17 protein-coding genes are annotated in these 18,467 nt (G+C 43.9%); 14 read left to right on the forward strand and 3 right to left on the reverse strand.

Annotation, left to right across the window (positions count from 1 at the left end):
- The first annotated feature begins 175 nt into the window (after positions 1 to 175).
- The 8 genes from LC653_RS23665 to LC653_RS23700 all read left to right on the forward strand — a co-directional run bounded on the left by LC653_RS23665 (position 176) and on the right by LC653_RS23700 (position 7,517).
- Entirely contained in the window at positions 176 to 874 is a 699-nt protein-coding gene (locus LC653_RS23665; RefSeq protein ID WP_229497171.1) for an SRPBCC family protein, read from the forward strand.
- 100 nt (positions 875 to 974) lie between these two features.
- A complete protein-coding gene (locus LC653_RS23670) occupies positions 975 to 2,144 on the forward strand; it encodes a zinc-dependent alcohol dehydrogenase (protein ID WP_229497172.1) in 1,170 nt (389 codons plus the stop codon).
- Positions 2,145 to 2,529: 385 nt separating this feature from the next.
- On the forward strand, positions 2,530 to 2,910 hold the full coding sequence (locus LC653_RS23675; protein WP_229497173.1) for a hypothetical protein: 381 nt from the start codon (positions 2,530 to 2,532) through the stop codon (positions 2,908 to 2,910).
- A gap of 180 nt (positions 2,911 to 3,090) precedes the next feature.
- Positions 3,091 to 4,260, forward strand: coding sequence for a zinc-dependent alcohol dehydrogenase (locus LC653_RS23680; protein ID WP_229497174.1), 1,170 nt, complete (start codon positions 3,091 to 3,093; stop codon positions 4,258 to 4,260).
- Positions 4,261 to 4,413: 153 nt separating this feature from the next.
- The gene (locus LC653_RS23685) at positions 4,414 to 5,598 is read left to right on the forward strand and encodes a Gfo/Idh/MocA family protein (protein ID WP_229497175.1); all 1,185 of its coding nucleotides are present in this window, start codon (positions 4,414 to 4,416) and stop codon (positions 5,596 to 5,598) included.
- Between the two features lie 20 nt (positions 5,599 to 5,618).
- On the forward strand, positions 5,619 to 5,960 hold the full coding sequence (locus LC653_RS23690) for a cupin domain-containing protein (RefSeq protein ID WP_229497176.1): 342 nt from the start codon (positions 5,619 to 5,621) through the stop codon (positions 5,958 to 5,960).
- Between the two features lie 295 nt (positions 5,961 to 6,255).
- Positions 6,256 to 6,939, forward strand: coding sequence for an AraC family transcriptional regulator (locus LC653_RS23695; protein WP_229497177.1), 684 nt, complete (start codon positions 6,256 to 6,258; stop codon positions 6,937 to 6,939).
- 251 nt (positions 6,940 to 7,190) lie between these two features.
- Entirely contained in the window at positions 7,191 to 7,517 is a 327-nt protein-coding gene (locus LC653_RS23700; RefSeq protein ID WP_229497178.1) for a hypothetical protein, read from the forward strand.
- Between the two features lie 160 nt (positions 7,518 to 7,677).
- Here the strand turns inward: LC653_RS23700 and LC653_RS23705 are convergent, their stop codons facing one another.
- Positions 7,678 to 8,919, reverse strand: a complete 1,242-nt coding sequence (locus LC653_RS23705) for a methionine gamma-lyase family protein (protein ID WP_229497179.1) — start codon at positions 8,917 to 8,919, stop codon at positions 7,678 to 7,680.
- Between the two features lie 91 nt (positions 8,920 to 9,010).
- On the opposite strand from LC653_RS23705, the gene LC653_RS23710 reads away from it, so the two are divergent.
- From LC653_RS23710 to LC653_RS23735, 6 genes are all read left to right on the forward strand, one after another.
- Positions 9,011 to 9,832 (forward strand): acyl-CoA desaturase, encoded by an 822-nt coding sequence (locus LC653_RS23710; RefSeq protein ID WP_229497180.1) that lies wholly within the window; start codon positions 9,011 to 9,013, stop codon positions 9,830 to 9,832.
- A 294-nt stretch (positions 9,833 to 10,126) separates the two neighbouring features.
- The gene (locus LC653_RS23715; RefSeq protein ID WP_229497181.1) at positions 10,127 to 11,179 is read left to right on the forward strand and encodes a fatty acid desaturase; all 1,053 of its coding nucleotides are present in this window, start codon (positions 10,127 to 10,129) and stop codon (positions 11,177 to 11,179) included.
- 216 nt (positions 11,180 to 11,395) lie between these two features.
- Positions 11,396 to 12,475 (forward strand): fatty acid desaturase, encoded by a 1,080-nt coding sequence (locus LC653_RS23720; protein WP_229497182.1) that lies wholly within the window; start codon positions 11,396 to 11,398, stop codon positions 12,473 to 12,475.
- Between the two features lie 742 nt (positions 12,476 to 13,217).
- Positions 13,218 to 13,913, forward strand: coding sequence for a LabA-like NYN domain-containing protein (locus tag LC653_RS23725; RefSeq protein ID WP_229497183.1), 696 nt, complete (start codon positions 13,218 to 13,220; stop codon positions 13,911 to 13,913).
- 196 nt (positions 13,914 to 14,109) lie between these two features.
- Entirely contained in the window at positions 14,110 to 14,820 is a 711-nt protein-coding gene (locus tag LC653_RS23730; protein ID WP_229497188.1) for a response regulator transcription factor, read from the forward strand.
- Positions 14,821 to 14,825: 5 nt separating this feature from the next.
- The gene (locus LC653_RS23735; RefSeq protein ID WP_229497184.1) at positions 14,826 to 15,914 is read left to right on the forward strand and encodes a sensor histidine kinase; all 1,089 of its coding nucleotides are present in this window, start codon (positions 14,826 to 14,828) and stop codon (positions 15,912 to 15,914) included.
- Positions 15,915 to 16,349: 435 nt separating this feature from the next.
- On the opposite strand, the gene LC653_RS23740 is transcribed toward LC653_RS23735, so the two are convergent.
- Positions 16,350 to 17,024, reverse strand: coding sequence for an O-methyltransferase (locus LC653_RS23740; RefSeq protein WP_229497185.1), 675 nt, complete (start codon positions 17,022 to 17,024; stop codon positions 16,350 to 16,352).
- Between the two features lie 172 nt (positions 17,025 to 17,196).
- Entirely contained in the window at positions 17,197 to 18,084 is an 888-nt protein-coding gene (locus LC653_RS23745) for an NAD(P)-dependent oxidoreductase (RefSeq protein ID WP_229497186.1), read from the reverse strand.
- Positions 18,085 to 18,467 lie beyond the last annotated feature (383 nt).

Below are 18,467 nucleotides of genomic sequence, written 5' to 3' on the forward strand. Positions count from 1 at the left end.
GCGCAAATAACATACATAGGACTTACGCAAAAGTACACGCGCTCAGGGGCAATTTATGAATTGCCCCTACGTGAAATAAGGGTTTCGGCTATTGTTTGCGTAAGTCCTGATACAGATAGAAAGAAGAGGATATTTGCGCCTCTATGGTGAATTTACAATAATGGAGATATAAAAAGTGACTTCAACATCAGGGGATAAATCAAGTACAAACCAGCCGGAAGCTAGTGAAGTAGAGCGTTGGGCATCCCTTATCGGTGGCGGTGCGATGGTGCTGATGGGTTTAAGGCAAGGTTCATTGCGAGGAGCGCTGACGGCTTTAGCAGGTGGTGGTTTGGTTTATCAAGGTGCAACCAAGCAAAGCACAATCCAGAAAGCACAGGAAGCAATAGGTCTAAACCAACCCATCAAAGTTGAAAAAACGGTAACTATCAATAAATCGGCAGAAGAATTATATCGCTTTTGGCACAACTTTGAGAATCTGCCCACATTTATGAAGCATCTCAAATCTGTCAAGGTGCATAACGAAAAACGTTCTCATTGGATTGCCAATGCACCCTTGGGTAACAGTGTAGAATGGGATGCAGATATTCTCGAAGACCGGGAAAATGAATTTATTTCTTGGGCTTCTGTAGAAGGTGCAGACGTAGATAATTCTGGTTTTGTCCGCTTCAAAAAAGCACCAGGCGATCGCGGCACGGAAGTTAAGGTTGTTTTGGAGTATAACCCCCCCGGTGGAGCATTGGCAGCTACCGTAGCTAAACTTTTCGGTGAAGAACCAGAACAGCAAATTGGTGATGAATTGCGCCGCTTCAAAATGCTAATGGAAGCAGGCGAAATTGCCACAACTGAAGGTCAACCTTCTGGACGTAAGTAGTTATTTGTTCTTTGTCCTTTGTCATTTGTCCTTTGCCTAAAGCAAATGACCAATGATGAATGACCAATGACTAATGACCAATGACTAAGGACTAATAACTATGAAAGCAGTCTGCTGGAACGGTGCTAATGATGTGCGGGTACAGTCGGTACCAGACCCGACTATTCTCAACCCGCGTGATGCGATTATTAAAATTACTTCGACTGCGATTTGTGGCTCCGATCTACATATTTATGGCGGCTATATTCCCACAGTGCAACAGGGTGACATTATTGGTCACGAATTTATGGGTGAAGTCGTGGAAGTTGGTAAGGGAGTCAACAATTTAAAAATAGGCGATCGCGTAGTTGTTCCTTCCACAATTGGCTGTGGTAATTGCCATTATTGCCAACGTGATATGTGGTCATTGTGCGATAATTCCAATCCCAACGGTTGGATTCAAGAAAAATTGTTTGGCAATATCACCTCAGCCATTTATGGCTACTCCCACATGTTAGGTGGTTATGCAGGCGCACAAGCAGAATATATCCGTGTACCCTTTGCTGATGTGGGAGTCGTCAAAGTTCCGCCAGACTTGCCGGATGAGATGTTGTTATTCATCTCCGATGCTATTCCCACCGGTTATATGGGCGCAGAATTATGCGATATTCAACCGGGTGATACCGTAGCCGTTTGGGGTTGCGGTGCTGTTGGACAATTTGCCATGATTAGCGCCTACATGATGGGAGCCGAAAAAGTGATCGCTATAGATCGCTTTCCCGAACGCCTGGAAATGGCGAAAAAGTTTGCCAAAGCAGAAGTGATTAACTATGAAGAAGTTAATGCTGGCGAAGCGTTGAAAGAGATGACTGGTGGTCGTGGCCCCGATGCTTGCATCGATGCCGTTGGTTTAGAAGCACACGGCGTTGGTTTAGAAGACTTCTACGACCAGACAAAACAAAAGCTCAGATTGGAAACCGACCGTCCCCACGTTCTGCGGGAAATGATGGTCGCCTGTCGTAAAGGCGGGACTCTTTCAATCATGGGTGTTTATGGTGGTTTTGTAGACAAACTACCATTTGGTGCAGCCTTTAATAAGGGTCTAACCTTTAGGATGGGACAAATGCATGGACAAAAATATATGCATTCGTTATTGCAGATGATTTTGGATGGAAAGCTTGATCCATCTTTTGTTGTCACCCATCAATTACCTTTAGAGCAAGCACCCCACGCCTATCACATCTTTCAACAAAAAAAGGATAACTGCATCAAAGTTGTTCTTAAACCCTGAATGGCAAATAGTCATTCAGCGTTTTGAACAGAAATGTTTTGGCGCAGTCCCCAACTAAAAATACTAAAAAACATTTACATTTTAGTTGGGGTTAGCCCAAACCAATAATAAAAGCACAGCAACATTATGGGAAAATAAAATTGGTACGGCAAAACAAAGTTTCGTGGAGGCACGACCAAATACGCGCAATTATTTCTTAGAAAATTGCTAGTTTTTCTGGGGTTTCCGTAGACAAAAGTTTCTACGACTCACTGAGGACGCCAGTGTACCTGGGAACGTTATATGGTCTGAACGCTATATAGCGCAAAGTTTCCCCAACTAGAACGCAAGTTTAGTTGGTGGTGCGTTCAATTGTCCACCCAACATAATGCAATTGAGGTTTTTTATGAATCGAGTAAGTTCTTGGCTACGAAATATTCGCATTTCCCAAATCCTTGTAGTTTTCCTGGTAGGATTTATGTTTTTACTAGGACAAGCTTTTACCTACGTTAATGTAGCACAAGCTGATGTTATAACTCCAGAGGGTACTTATTATAAAGTAATCCCAGACGGGCAAGGTGAAATCAGAAACGATACCCAAACAACAAAAACCCAAAATCCGTTAAAAAGCGCTGCTGATAATATCCGCGAGAAGCTAAACTTGGATGAAGAAACTCCTCGAGCTACAAAGGAGTTTCTTAAGTCTACAAAAAATACAGTTGGAGACAAAGTTCAGCCATTGACTGGAACTAAAGAAGGTTATTACCGAACTCCTTCTAGCAAATAACTAAGAGATAGAAGCTAGACTTGTAGCAAATTTTGAGTCTAACTTTTTGACTCATACACTGTAAAACAAGCTTTGAAAATTTCCTGAGACGCGATAACTATCGCGTCTCAAAATCAAGCTAAATCGAGTGTTTATCTTGATATTAACGAGCCAGAAATGATAACTAAGGACTAAATAATTATGAAAGCAGTTTGCTGGCATGGAGCAAACGATGTGCGGGTAGATACAGTTCCCGACCCCAAAATTATTAACCCACGCGATGCCATTGTTAAAATTACTTCTACGGCAATTTGTGGTTCTGATTTGCATATTTATGACGGCTACATTCCCACCATGCAAAAGGGTGATATCCTTGGTCATGAATTCATGGGGGAAGTCGTAGAACTTGGAAGTGCAGTTAAAAATGTGAACGTAGGCGATCGCGTCGTAGTTCCTTTCACTATATCTTGTGGTAGCTGCTTTTTCTGCAATCGGGATTTATGGTCACTGTGCGACAACTCTAACCCCAATGCTTGGTTAGTAGAAAAGCAAATGGGACATTCGCCAGCTGGTCTATTTGGCTACTCTCATTTATTCGGCGGTTACGCTGGTGGTCAAGCAGAGTATGCACGAGTACCATTTGCCGATGTAGGCTTGTTCAAAATTCCCGATGGTTTAACGGATGAGCAAGTACTATTTTTAACAGATATTTTCCCCACAGGCTATATGGCAGCCGAAAACTGCAACATCAAACCCGGTGATATTGTCGCTGTTTGGGGTTGTGGCCCAGTTGGACAATTCGCCATCAGAAGCGCATATATGCTAGGTGCGGAACGTGTAATTGCCTTTGACCGGGTTCCCGAACGGCTGCAAATGGCTAAAGAATACGGCAAAGCAGAAGTTCTCAACTACGAAGAAGTGAATGTAGGCGAAGCACTCAAAGAAATGACTGGCGGTCGTGGCCCCGATGCTTGCATAGATGCAGTAGGAATGGAAGCACACGGCACAGACTTTATGGCATTCTACGACCAGGCAAAGCAAGCACTACGTCTAGAAACAGACCGCCCGACGGCATTACGGCAAGTAATAGTGTCTGCTGGTAAAGGTGGTCACGTATCACTTGCGGGTGTGTACGGTGGCTTTTTAGATAAAATCCCGATGGGTGCTGCCATGAACAAGGGATTAACCTTCAAAATGGGACAAACGCATGTCCATAAGTATTTACGACCTTTGCTAGAGCGGATTCAAAACGGTGAAATCGATCCAACATTTATCATCACCCACACTTTACCTCTAGAACAAGCACCCCACGGCTACGAAATTTTTAAGCACAAGAAAGATAACTGCATCAAAGTCGTACTCAAACCTTAATAGGGAGTGGGGAGTAGGGAATAGGGAATGGGGAAGAGTTTCCCAATGCCCAATGCCCAATACTTCGGCTTCTCTACGAGACGCTACGCTCACGCTCAGTACAAGTGCCCAATGCCCAATGCCCCATGCCCAATCCCCAATACCTAACCTTCCATGCTTGATTTACTAAAATCAGAATTTACGCGTCGTACTATATTACACAAAGCAGGTTTTGGGTTAATTGCACTCAGTACTTTTGGAGTAGCAGGTACTATTTTCAAACCTAATCGTACCCTAGCCCAAGCTGGGCCAGCACCAGCCAAAGAACCATCTATGCCTCCTGAAAAAAAGTTAGGATGGGCTGTTGTTGGCTTAGGAAAGTTTGCTACAGAGCAGATTATTCCGTCGTTTGGTGAATGTAAGCGCTCAAAACTGGTAGCGTTAGTCAGTGGCGATCGCGCCAAAGCTGAAGGCATAGCCCAGCAATACGGCGTTAACTCCAAAAATATCTACAATTACCAGAACTACGATACTATCCGCAATAACCCGGAGGTAGATGTTATTTATATCATCTTACCTAACGGGTTACACGCCGAATACAGCGTTCGTGGCGCCCAAGCTGGCAAGCATATCATGTGCGAAAAGCCGATGGCTATTACTGTCGAAGAATGCCAAGCAATGATTGATGCTGCCAAAAAAGGCGATCGCAAGTTGATGATTGCTTACCGCGCTCAATATGAACCCTATAATCTCGCTGCGATCAAACTGGCACAAAGCGGCAAACTCGGTAAACTAAAAGCTATAACCTCCGACCACGGACGCAACCTCGACCCCAAAGACCCCGCAGATCGTTGGCGGGCACAAAAAAAACTAGCTGGCGGCGGTTCCCTTTATGACATTGGGATTTATAGCTTGCAAGCGGCGCGGTATATCACAGGCGAGGAACCACAAGAAATTAGCGCCATGATGTACAGCACCCCTGGCGACCCCCGCTTTCGGGAAGTTGAGGAAAATGTCAACTTCGTTTTGCGTTTTCCTAGCGGTGTGCTTGCTAATTGTACCTCCAGCTACGGCTACGCAGATACCAAGCGCATCCAAGTTTTTGGTTCTGATGCAGCCTTAGAGTTAGATCCAGCTACCGATTACTACCAACATCGCTTGATAATCAAACGCAAGAACAGCAACGAAGAACAGAATATTCAGGAAAAAAACCAATTCGCCCTGGAGATGGATCATTTATCCGAGTCGATCATGGCGAATAAACAGCCCAAAACCCCTGGTGAGGAAGGTTTGCAAGATGTCAGGCTGATGCAACTAATTTACCAAGCAGCTCGCACTGGCAAAACAATCAAAGTTTAAAAGTAAAAGAGGCAAAAAATATGTCTGATAAAACCGTTATTAAAGTAGACTCTAGCAATTCCCCCAAAGGTGAACTTGGTCAAAAATATCTTGCATCTGGCAAAACCGTTTCTATGCGCCTATGGGAAAATGAGCAACCAAATGAACCTAAAGAGCCAGCAGCGCGAGAATATGAAACTGTTGGTTATGTAATTACTGGTCGTGCAGAATTGCATATTGAAGGGCAAACGGTTTTACTAGAGCCTGGGAGTTCTTGGGTAGTACCAAAAGGATCTAGTCACACCTATAAAATTTTAGAATCATTCACTGCTGTTGAAGCAACCAGTCCACCCGCTCAAGTTCACGGACGAGACGAAAACTGATTTGCAGTTATCTGAAGTTTTGCGATCGCTAAAAACTTATAGCCGCTTTCAATGGCATCAAATATAGAGGGTTCGTAGGGGAACAACATTCTTGTTCCCCTTTTTACTATGCTTTGTGGCTTAGAAAGAATTGTCCAAAATGTGAGGCGATCGCAAAGCTTACTTTTAACACTTAATTCCCCCAATACTCCTAACAAAGCAGGGTTGGGGGGATTTTTGCAAGATGAACATGTATCAGATAGCTAGTACTCACTTGGTAGTTTGATAGATTAAGAACATCGAACTAGTGAGAGCGATGCTAGAAACGGAATCTTTATCTGTTGACTTCTCCAAGGAAAAGGAAGATGGGTATAAGCGAATTTTTTCGCGTAGACGCGAAGCGGCTTGTCGTCAGACATCGCCACTTCTAACCAGTTTGAGTGCAAACTGGAATAATGTCTATTTTGCTTACGACTGGCAGGCGGCTGGCGAGACTCCAGAGGTTTTGTCTAAACAGCATGGTATTGCTATTTTTACCGAAGTGCCAACACCAATTCAGGCAGAACGGAGGCTCGATGGTCGCTTTAAAAGTGAGCAAGTAATTCAGGGTAATATTGTTGTCTCCCCTGCTAATATCGGACATCGTGCCTATTGGGATACAGCAGGTGGTGTGATTATTCTGGGATTTGAACCAACTGTTTTCGCTCATGCAATTTACGAATCAGTCGATCCCGATCGCATTGAACTTCTACCACATTTTGCCACACCCGATCCACTGGTTTACCAAATTGGGCTAGCCCTCAAATCTGCCCTCGAAAATTATGGTGCAGATAGTCGCCTATATGCAGAAGCAATGGCTAATGCCCTAATCGTTCATCTGTTGCAGTACTACTGTACACAGCAACTTGTATTACGGGAATATTCAGGGGGTTTACCAAAACACAAGTTGCAACAAGTGATTGACTATATAAATAGTTCCAAATCACATAGTCAAGTATAGTCAGACGTTTGTGAGATTGGATTTAAGCAACTCTACTTTCAGCATGGACACGCTTAAATAGTGGAGTTATCCGCCTTGGATGCACTACCAGACATAAAGATCCCCCTTAGTCCCCCGATAAATTGGGGGAAATAGAGCCATTATGAGCAAGCCAATTTATCGGGGAGCCAGCGCGGTCTTGGGGTCTCCCCAAGTGGAGCGACTGGCGTGGGTTGGGGGGATCGAGTCTTATCCGAACCGTATTGATAGGGATGCGACAAACAAGATTGAATTTTGGTGTAGCTAATCGCTTGACTTTGCGTGAAACTCAAATTGCCGAAATAACAAATGCGTTCGCCGAAATAACAAATGCGTTCGCCGAAATAACAAATGCGTTCGCCGAAATAACAAATGCGTTCGCCGAAGTAACAAATGCGTTCGCCGAAATAACAAATGCGTTCGCCGAAATAACAAATGCGTTCGCCGAAATAACAAATGCGATCGCCGAAATAACAAATGCGATCGCCGAAATAACAAATGCGATCGCCGAAATAACAAATGCGATCGCCGAAATAACAAATGCGATCGCCTTTCACTAAGGGACTTCCAAATAAAAAAATACTCAAAAAACTGGCGAAAAAACTCTCTCCTCCTTATTCCTCTGTGTTCTCTGTGTCTGGAGTGGTTCGTTTATTTGGATAATTTATTTCTTGGAAGTCCCTAATTTCTCAACAAACCTCATGCCCTGCGGAATATATGCTACAATTTTGTACCAGCATTTCCTATTGCATTAATCGCAGCCTCCAAGGCGATCGCTACATGAGTCCAATGAGTCCCCCCCTGGCAATAAACCACATACGGCGATCGCATTGGCCCATCTGCTGATAATTCCAAGGTACTCCCTTCAATAAATGTCCCCCCAGCCATGACTACTTTGCTCTCATACCCCGGCATTTCATCTGGAACAGGGTCAAGATAGGAACCTATGGGAGAATGCTGTTGTATGGCTTTACAGAAAGCAATTAGCTTTTCGGCAGAACCGAGTTTGATTGCCTGAATTACATCCCCACGAGGAGCCAGAGGTGCGGGATTGACTGGATAACCCAATTTGTCAAATACATAACCAGTTAAATATGTCCCTTTCATCGCCTCTCCTACCATTTGCGGAGCCAGAAATAAGCCTTGGAACAGCAGACGATTTTGGTCAAAAGTAGCGCCACCATAACTACCAATACCGGGAGCAGTCAGGCGACAGGCCGATGCTTCCACTAAGTCGGCGCGACCGGCGACATAACCGCCAGCGCTGACAATAGTACCACCAGGATTTTTAATCAATGACCCTGCAATTAAATCAGCACCTACAGCTGTAGGTTCCTTTGTTTCAATAAATTCGCCGTAGCAGTTATCCACAAAGCAAACGGTGTTCGGGTTTTGCTGTTTGACTAAGTGGACGATTTTTTCAATATCAGCAATTGATAAACTAGGACGCCAAGAATAGCCACAAGAACGCTGAATTAACACTAAACGAGTGTTTTCGGTCACACTACTACTTAAAGATTGCCAATCTATAGTTCCTTCTGTGGTTAGCTCCAATTGGCGGTAATTTATGCCAAACTCGATTAGAGAGCCTTGACCTTGACCACGTAAACCAATGACTTCTTCAAGCGTATCGTAGGGAGAACCGACCACTGCTAACATTTCATCTCCAGGACGGAGAACACCAAACAAAGCACAAGCGATCGCATGAGTTCCCGAAACGAACTGCACTCGCACGGCCGCAGCTTGGGCGCCCATAACTTCCGCAAAAACTTTATCTAAAGTTTCTCGTCCTAAATCATCGTGACCATAGCCACTTACACCAGCAAAGTGGTGTGCGCCTACACGGTGATTACGAAAAGCATCCAGCACTCGTTTTAGATTATGCTTGACCTGAGTGTCAATTCCAGAAAAAATTTCTAATAGTGCCTGTTCTGCTTGCCGCAGCTGTTCTAAGCTGTTCATCAGTTCCTCGTTCAAAAAAAATTAAATTTATAGATATGCGGATTTTAAGATCGCGCAGACTAGGCTGGAAAAATCAAATTCAGGTTACTGCATGACAATTGCTACCTCAACAAAACCTCAAGTTAACTGGGTTAATACCCTGTTCTTCATTGCACTGCACATCGGCGCTTTATTTGCCTTTGTTCCTGGTAACTTTAGCTGGACGGCAGTTGGTGTGGGTTTCTTGCTGTACTGGGTGACTGGCGGCTTAGGCGTTACTCTAGGATTTCATCGCCTTGTCACCCACCGCAGTTTTCAAACTCCCAAGTGGCTAGAGTATCTCCTGGTTTTCTTTGGGACACTCTCCTGTCAAGGAGGCCCAATTGAGTGGATTGGGACACATCGCATTCATCATCTAAACTCTGATACGGACACTGATCCCCATGACTCTAATAAAGGCTTCTGGTGGAGCCACATGGATTGGCTGATTCATTATTGTCCCGCTCACGCTGATGTTCCTCGTTTCACCAAAGACATTGCCGAAGACCCAGTTTATCAGTTTTTAGAAAAATATTTCATTTTGATCCAGGTTGCTCTGGGTGTATTGCTTTTGCTTCTAGGTGGCTGGCCCTTTGTTATTTGGGGAATTTTTGTTCGCATTGTCTGGGTTTACCACTGCACTTGGTTGGTGAACAGCGCTACTCATAAATTTGGCTATCGGAGCTATGATTCTGGGGATAAATCGACTAATTGCTGGTGGGTAGCCGTACTAGTTTTCGGTGAAGGCTGGCATAATAACCATCATGCTTTTCAATACTCAGCTCGTCATGGGCTGGAATGGTGGGAAATCGATTTAACTTGGATGACTGTTCAATTGCTGCAAGCAGTTGGTCTGGCTACTAATGTGAAGTTGGCCCCAACAAAAGCTAGTTAGGAGTAGAGACGCGACGCCAGTCGCTACAACGGGGGGAACCCCCGCAACGCGCTGGCTCATTAATCGCGTCTGTACAGGAGAGACGCGATTAATCACGTCTGTACAGGAGTGAGGATGTGTAACGTTTTTAACTCATAACTCATCACTTCTAACTCCTCACTTTTCAAAAAGCTATTTACTGGTGCGCTTGTGTCGGTTAGATTGCTATAATCCGAAGCGCTAATATTAAGAATTTTTGCGGCAAGTTGCTTTTTTAGTGACTTGGTGGAGGAGTTTGTTCTTTTTCAGGTGTTCATGACTACATCAATAATTAATAGCCAGAAACTAAGTGACGAGCCTGGTAATTCCGACTTCCGGCTCAAAGATATTGTCAAAACCCTGCCACGGGAATGCTTTCAGCAGAACCGTCGCAAAGCTTGGACACAAGTACTGCTCAGTGTCTTGGCAGTTGCCTTGGGCTACTACAGCCTGATCATCACTCCCTGGTTTCTTTTGCCCCTAGCTTGGATTTTTACGGGCACTGCTTTAACAGGTTTTTTTGTAATTGCTCATGATTGTGGTCACAGGTCTTTTGCCAAACGTCGTTGGGTAAATGATTTGGTGGGTCACTTCTTCATGATGCCGTTGATTTACCCCTTTCACAGTTGGCGCATTAAGCATAATTATCACCATACTCATACCAACAAGCTGGATGAGGACAACGCTTGGCATCCAATCACACCAGAAGTGTTTGAAAGTTGGGATAAAACCCGACAGTCTGTTTTTGAGGGATTCATGCGTAATCGCTTCTGGTGGGTAGGTTCCATTGGACATTGGGCTGTGGTGCATTTTGATTGGCGGAACTTCAAAACTAAAGACCAATCAAGCATCAAGCTTTCTGTGGCTGTAGTAGTTGTGTTTGCAGCGATCGCTTTCCCGATTCTCATCGCCACAACTGGTATCTGGGGATTTGTCAAGTTTTGGCTAGTGCCCTGGATGATTTACCATTTTTGGATGAGTACTTTTACCATTGTTCACCATACTGCCGCAGATGTTCCTTTTGTGACAGCGAACAAGTGGAACGAGGCTGTAGCACAGTTATCTGGCACTATTCATTGCGATTATCCGCGCTGGGTAGAAATCCTGTGCCACGATATCAATGTTCATGTCCCTCATCATATTTCCACTGCGATTCCTTCTTATAATTTGCGGCTAGCTTACAGCAGCATCAAAGAAAATTGGGAGCCTTATCTGCATGGTGAGTGTCAGTTTTCTTGGCCTTTAATGAAGCAGATTACAGACCAATGTCAACTATACACAACTGATGTTGGCTATAAGACTTTCAACGAATATTACACAGAGCGATAAATAGCGCTGTGATTACACTCACGCTCTTGAATCGACGAGAGCGTTTATCATGCTGTGTTTAAATAGAATCTGGCAATTTCTTCCTGACTAAAATTGTTAGGCTTGCCAGAAATTATTCTCTTGTGTGTTAGCGATCGCTAGTTTCGTGGGCATCCTAGAGGTGAGATGATTTTGTCTCAAATAAAGTTCCGATTTTTATCCAATCAAAAGAATCCAGTGCCATCAAATATTATCAGTTTCAACAATCCTCTTAGCAGTGAAACCTCTGAGGATACGACTAAATTACCTTTCACTCTTCAGGATTTAAAAGCTGCAATTCCTGCTGAATGCTTTCAGCCCAATGTGACAAAATCACTTTTTTACTTTTTTCGTGACATCCTGATTATCAGTCTGCTTTATGCAGTTGCTCATTACCTGGATTCTTGGCTTTTCTTCCCGATTTTCTGGCTAATGCAAGGAACGATGTTTTGGGCTTTGTTTGTAGTCGGACATGACTGCGGACACCAATCTTTTTCTAAGCATAAATGGCTTAATGATTTGATTGGACATCTTTCTCACACACCAATACTTGTTCCTTATCATGGTTGGCGGATTAGTCACAGAACTCATCACAAAAATACTGGCAATATCGATAACGATGAAAGCTGGTATCCTGTGACAGAATCACAATATAAGGAGATGCCTTTAGCCCAAAAGATAGGCAGATATTATGTTTTTCTTTTGGCTTATCCTGTGTATTTGTTTAAGCGTTCTCCTAATAAGGAAGGCTCCCACTTTTTGCCCAGTAGCTCGCTTTTCAAACCATCGGAAAAATGGGATGTCATAACTAGTACTGTACTTTTGATTGGCATGGTAGGTTTGCTAGGTTTCCTCACCTACCAATGGGGTTGGATGTGGTTGCTGAAATATTACGCTGTGCCCTACCTTGTATTCATAGTTTGGCTAGATTTGGTGACATTCTTGCACCATACTGAGCCAGACCTTCCTTGGTATCGTGGAGAAGATTGGACTTTCCTGAAAGGGGCGATTTCTAGTATTGATCGTAATTATGGTTTGGTTAATCATATCCATCACGATATTGGTACTCATGTTGCTCACCATATATTCCTTAACATCCCTCACTACAATTTGCTGAAGGCAACTGAGGCAATAAAACCAGTGATGGGTGAGTATTTCCATAAATCGGAAGAACCAATTTGGAAGTCAGTATGGAATTCATGTATCAGCTGCCATTTTGTCCCTGATACTGGTAGTAAAGTTTACTACACATCCAACAATAAGTTAGCTAAAGACTAAAACTCAGATTCCCGGCTTCTTTAAAGAAGTCGGGAATCTTGTATTTTAATCAATGCTTTCTGACTATGGGACTTCCAAATAAAAAAATACCCAATAAATTTACGAAAAAGCTCTCTCTCCTCATTCCTCTGTGTTCTCTGTGTCTGGAGTGGTTCGTTTATTTGGGTAATTTATTTCTTGGAAGTCCTATTGAGCGTTTAGCACTCCCTCATTCAGCTAAACTTTTATAAAAATTGTATTAAATATTACTTAGATACTTTACTAAAACTTCTCTTTTGAGAGAGAAACAAGCCTCAAACCCATACAGGGTAAAATAAAATATAGATAGATGACGTTCGCCGATTCTAGGGCATATCGAACCTTTGCCTAGACGCTCTTCCCCGCTTGTGCAGAAGACACCTCTACTTTTGCTGGAGCAATCCTGCCTAAGCAAGTGACTTCGTTGAATCAAGAATCGAGCGTGTCTTTAGACCTAAGAGTGTCAATTTGTCCAAACTCTTGCTGTCTACGTGGGTAAAGATTAACATATCTGTGGGCAGAGGCAATATCTCGTCAAAGCAACCCTGACAACAGTCAAAAACCCTTGGACTGTGTAGTTTTGATTCTGTTTAGCGTCAGTTAAGTTTATCTAAATGTAGTGACTTAAGGCAATTACCTGCTAGGTTTATAAATCAGCACAGACTAGACTATAGTATAGACAATTTACCCAAAACTCTTTCCAGATTTAAAATCAGAGGTATCAATGATTATAACTAATTTTAGTAAACAAAGAAATGAATTTAAAGAACCTAAAGTACTCAAAGCTAAACCACATTGGCAAGGGCAAAATTTGAGCGATACTCCTGTCAAAGGTAAAGATACCAAGATGGAAGATCCTGCACCTGATAGTTTGATTTTAAATAGCTTGAATCGTGGTCGAGTTGCTATTTTTATTGATGGCTTAAGCCTATTTCATACAGCTTTACAACTCGGTATAGAAATTGACTACGTTAAATTGCTTTGTCATTTAACCAACGGTTCAAAACTGTTGCGTGCTTTCTTTTATACTGGGGTTGATATCACCAATGAAAAGCAACAGGGTTTTCTATTGTGGATGCGTCGTAATGGCTATCGTGTAGTGGCAAAAGAGCTAGTTCTAGCAGCAGAAAATTTCAAAAAATCAAATCTGAACGTAGAAATTGCTGTAGACATGATAACTTTAGCTCCTTATTATGATACTGCGGTTTTAGTCAGTGGCGATGGGGATTTAGCCTATGCTGTGAACGCTGTCAGCAGAATGGGGGTTCGGGTGGAAGTGGTGAGTCTACAAAATACCACTAGTGAAAGCTTGATTGATGTTGCTGACTGCTTCATTGACCTTGATAGTATTAAGGCACACATTCAAAAAGATTCTAATGTTGGCTATAGTTATCGCACGCCGTCAAATTCAAACCTTTAACTATAGCGGTTCTCACTTGGGTGCAGTCACCTCACCCCGTATTTGAGTAAAGCAAACACTCCCCTCTCCAAAGCATCGGAGAGGGGTTGGGGGTGAGGTTGAAAGAACCGCTAAAAGAATACGCAAAGAGTACCAGATGTGGTGAAAGAACTCTTTTTTGTCTTCTTCAGTCCCATTTTGCTCGACCCTAATTGAAATGGATATTTTAATAGTTGAAGATGAACCAGAAATTGCTCATTTAATTGAACTCTCTTTAGAAAAAGAAGGATTTTTTTGTCGCACTAGCCGCGATGGCATGAATGCTTTGCGGATGTTTCAGGAGCAACCACCTGATTTAATCATTCTAGATTTAATGATTCCTGGTTTGGATGGGTTGGAAGTTTGTGCCAGAATTCGCCAGAAACCAGGTGTAAAAGATCCTTACATTTTAATGCTTACGGCTAAGGGTGAGGAAATCGATCGCGTTATTGGTCTGTCTACTGGTGCTGATGATTACATGGTCAAACCCTTTAGCCCCAGAGAGTTGGTGGCTAGGGTGAGGGCACTATTGCGGCGTAGCTTCCGCCAAGGGGGACAACATCAAGTCAATCGTACCCAACATTTTATTGTCGATGTAGACCAGCGCACTGCCAGTCGTCAGATGAATTCCAAAGAAGTCGAGATTTTGGACTTAACTACCCTAGAATTTAACTTGCTAACTACCTTTGTCAGCAATCCTGGTCGAGTTTGGAACCGCACTCAACTAATTGATAAACTTTGGGGAGATAACTTTTTTGGCGATGAACGAGTGGTGGATACTCATGTTGCTCGGTTGCGAAAAAAGATTGAGCCTGATTCGGCAAATCCTACTTTTATTAAAACTGTTGTTGGGGTGGGCTATAAATTTGAAGATCCTCTGGTAGCGTAAACGTTATGAAAATGGGGCTGAGAGAGCGCCTATTTCTCTCCCACTTAGTAGTAATGCTCGTGGGGGTAGCTAGTCTGGTGAGCATCAGCAAAATCTCTTCCCCTCGCTTGTTTGTCTTGCATTTGGAACGATTAGAAAATCGGGGGTTCGACTTAATCAATATCCGTACTGAATTGGTTACAGGATTTGAACTTGCTTGGCAGCGAAGCACTATTTGGTCAGTCTTAGTCGGCACTACCGCCGCCGGAGGATTGAGTTACTGGGTGTCTAGAAGGATTATGCGGCGGTTGACCGAGATGGAACAAATTACCCAAAAATTTGCTGCTGGTCAGATGGATGCACGACTACCGATATCTGACATTGCAGAACTTAATGGATTGGGTGCTAGTTTTAACCGGATGGCAGCCAGTTTAGAAGGGGTAGAAGCGCGGCGGCGAGAAGTAATTGGAGACATGACCCATGAATTACGGACACCGTTAACAGTAGTGCGCGGTTACTTGGAAGAACTCGCTGATGGGGAAATTGAAGCGTCTCCTGAAATTTATCGGCGTTTAGCTAAAGAAACTAGGCGCTTAGAGCGGTTGGTGAACGATTTACAAGAACTGTCTAAGGCAGAAGCTGGTTATTTGCCAATTAATATACAACGGGTAAATCTGCATCCGTTGTTAGAGTCATTAGTGGTGAAATTCACCGACCAGCTGTTGGAAGATGGGCCAGTTCTGGTCTTAGAATGTCCATCTGTGCTGCCTCCTGTATTAGCAGATATTGACCGCACAGAACAGGTGTTGGTTAATCTGCTAGGTAATGCAGTGCGTTACACGAATGAAGGTTCAATTACCATTCGTGCTGGAACTGAAGGATCTCAACTCTGGATTGCGGTTATAGATACAGGTATTGGTATCCCTCCAGAAAATTTGCCCCATGTGTTTGAGCGCTTCTGGCGAGCCGATCAGTCGCGCGATCGCCATTCGGGAGGTACTGGTATTGGCTTAACTATTTCCCGTCGTTTGATTGAACTACAAGGCGGTCAGATTCAGGTAGAAAGCGAGTTGGGAGTTGGCAGTACGTTTCGGTTTTTTCTGCCTTTAGCTTGAGATAAAGGATTGACACAATGTAGTCACGGCTGTGTCATACCCAATTGCTAATTTGAAACTATCCAAAGTCTTTGTTTTTTGATGGATGCCGAGATTTTGGAAATGCATAGAGTCTAAGATTATGTCTACTTTTATTTTGGCTGCTTTTTTGGTTAGTTTACTCAGTGTTTCGGGTTACGCTGCGATCGCCTACCTGTTCCCTCAAAATCGTTCCTAAGACTTAACAAATAAGTAACTACGCAAAATTAATTACAGTCATTGCGAGCGAAGCGAAGCAATCCCAGCCGCAAGCGAATTGCTTCATTTCGCTTCGCTACATTCGCAATGACATTGTGTAATTAATTATGTTTACCTACTTAACAATCTCTTGCTATTCAAGCTTAAAGAGCGATTGCAAAAATTAAGCAATAAATTCACGGCTCTTGGCTCAATGCCCTATTGGTCAGCGGTGACGATCGCGATCGCGAAGCCGTCGTATCCTTTGCTACCCACGGTCTGGATTGCCGTGGCGCTGACGCGTGGCTCAGAGGCAAGCAGTTCGTTGAAACGACGCACCCCCTGGACGCTAGGATCGCCGTTAGCAGCATCAACCACCGCTCCGTTACGCACAACATTATCGGCGATGATCAGGCTGCCGCGACGGGAAAGCTTGAGCGCCCACATCAAGTAATCTGGATTGTTTGGCTTGTCGGCGTCAATGAAGATCAGGTCAAATGGGCTATGACCCTCTGCGGCAATCTGTGGTAGCGTAGAGAGTGCCTGTCCAAGGCGTAGGTCAACGATATCGGACAGACCAGCGTGGGTGATGTTGGCGTGGGCGACTTCGGCATGCTTTGGGTTAGCCTCCAGCGTAATCAGACGGCCGTCGCTGGGTAACGCCCGCGCCAGCCAGATAGTACTGTAGCCGCCCAGCGTACCAATCTCCAGGATGGTTCGCGCCCCTTGGATTTGCGCCAACAGCAGCAGCAGCTTGCCCTGGTTTGGCGAAACATTGTGCGATGGTAGTCCGGCTGCGGCGCTGGTCTGGAGAGCCGCATCCAGCGCCGGGTCGGGCGGCACAAGCAAATCGGTGAAGTAACGATCGACCGTAGTCCATTGCTCTTGAGTCATAGATTATCGTTTTTTACCCCGTCTATAAAACAATTAAGTAAGTCGGCACAATAAAACCAAACTGTGTAAAGAAAAGTAAACAAGGCTCAAACTCTTTTTCCCCCTGCTCCCTGCCCCCTGCCCCCTGCCTTATCCCAACGATAATTATTTACGCCGACCTACTTACTCAAGATTAGGTGTCAGATATTGCTTCATTGGAGAGGATTGTAATGATTTCATCCAATGGACGATCGCGATTGCATTCTTCTGGTGTTTCCTTACCCAAGGAGGTTTCTTTGACCAAGCGGTAAACGTCGGCTGCGCCGTAAAAAATGCGCTCAGTCAGACCTAACTCTTTAAAAGTTTCTGCAATCTCTTCCATTTCTCCTATCCAACGATGCGCTTTCGGTGTCATCGATGGAATCGAACGGGTTAATATGCTAGCAAGTTCCTGTTGGCTACTAGACACTTCATCCCATAGTTGCTTATCCAACCCTAAACGATGGGCTGCTATTAGTAATTCTGTGCCGATTGCTGTAAGTCCTTTTGTCAGGGCTGCATAGGTCATTTTCAAACCGGAAGCCTGACCAATTTCATCACCAATCGCCCGCACATCCAAGCCATGATCCCGCAGTTGTAGGAGTTGACTGGCCTGTTTTCCCGAAGCATAAATGCGGGTGCGATTGGGAACTCGTGGTGGTGGGCCAATAATTGATGCATCTACGAATGTTCCCCCAACTGATTCAATAAGTTGGCTGATACTGATGACTTTTTGGGGTGCGATCGCATTACAGTCAACATAGAGAATGGGTTTACCAACATTGCTGATCGCCTCAGCTACTTGCTTTGCTGCTTCGGTGGCTGCTGCCGGAACGAGAACTGACAAGACTACATCAGATTCAATTACTAGTTGCGTGAGGGAACCCACATCTTGGATGTTGGCTGCGGCTGCTAATTGCCGAGTTCGTTCACTGCGATTGTCTAGAGCAGCAATAGTTTTCAATCCATTTTGATTGAGAACAGCTGCGATCGCTTGTCCCATATCACCTGGACTTAAAATACCAATAGTTTGGATAGGCATGGAAAGTTTTATATTTACTTTGTCGCTGACAAGTTAATTCAGGTAATTGAGTCGTCAATAAAATACGATAAATCGATATAAATATCGTATTTTAATCAAACCACGGATAAGTTTAACAAGCAAGCTATCTGCTGAGAGATAGGCACGAGGCAGAAGGCGGCAGAAGATTTAAACGCAGAGGAACGCGGAGGTTAGGGACTTCCAACTAAAAAAATATCCTATCGCGGTGTAGGCAGGGGGGCTATTAGCTCTTAGCACTGGAGTTTAGACTAAAAGCGATATGAGAGAACGCAAATCAAATGGAATTAGAGATTAAAAATATTATCTTGTCAGCCTCAAAGCATCCGCGACCTTTAACAATTCTGTAGTATATCTGCTCCAGA

The organism is Nostoc mirabile CHAB5784, from assembly GCF_020829645.1.
Classification (GTDB): Bacteria; Cyanobacteriota; Cyanobacteriia; order Cyanobacteriales; family Nostocaceae; genus Nostoc; species Nostoc mirabile.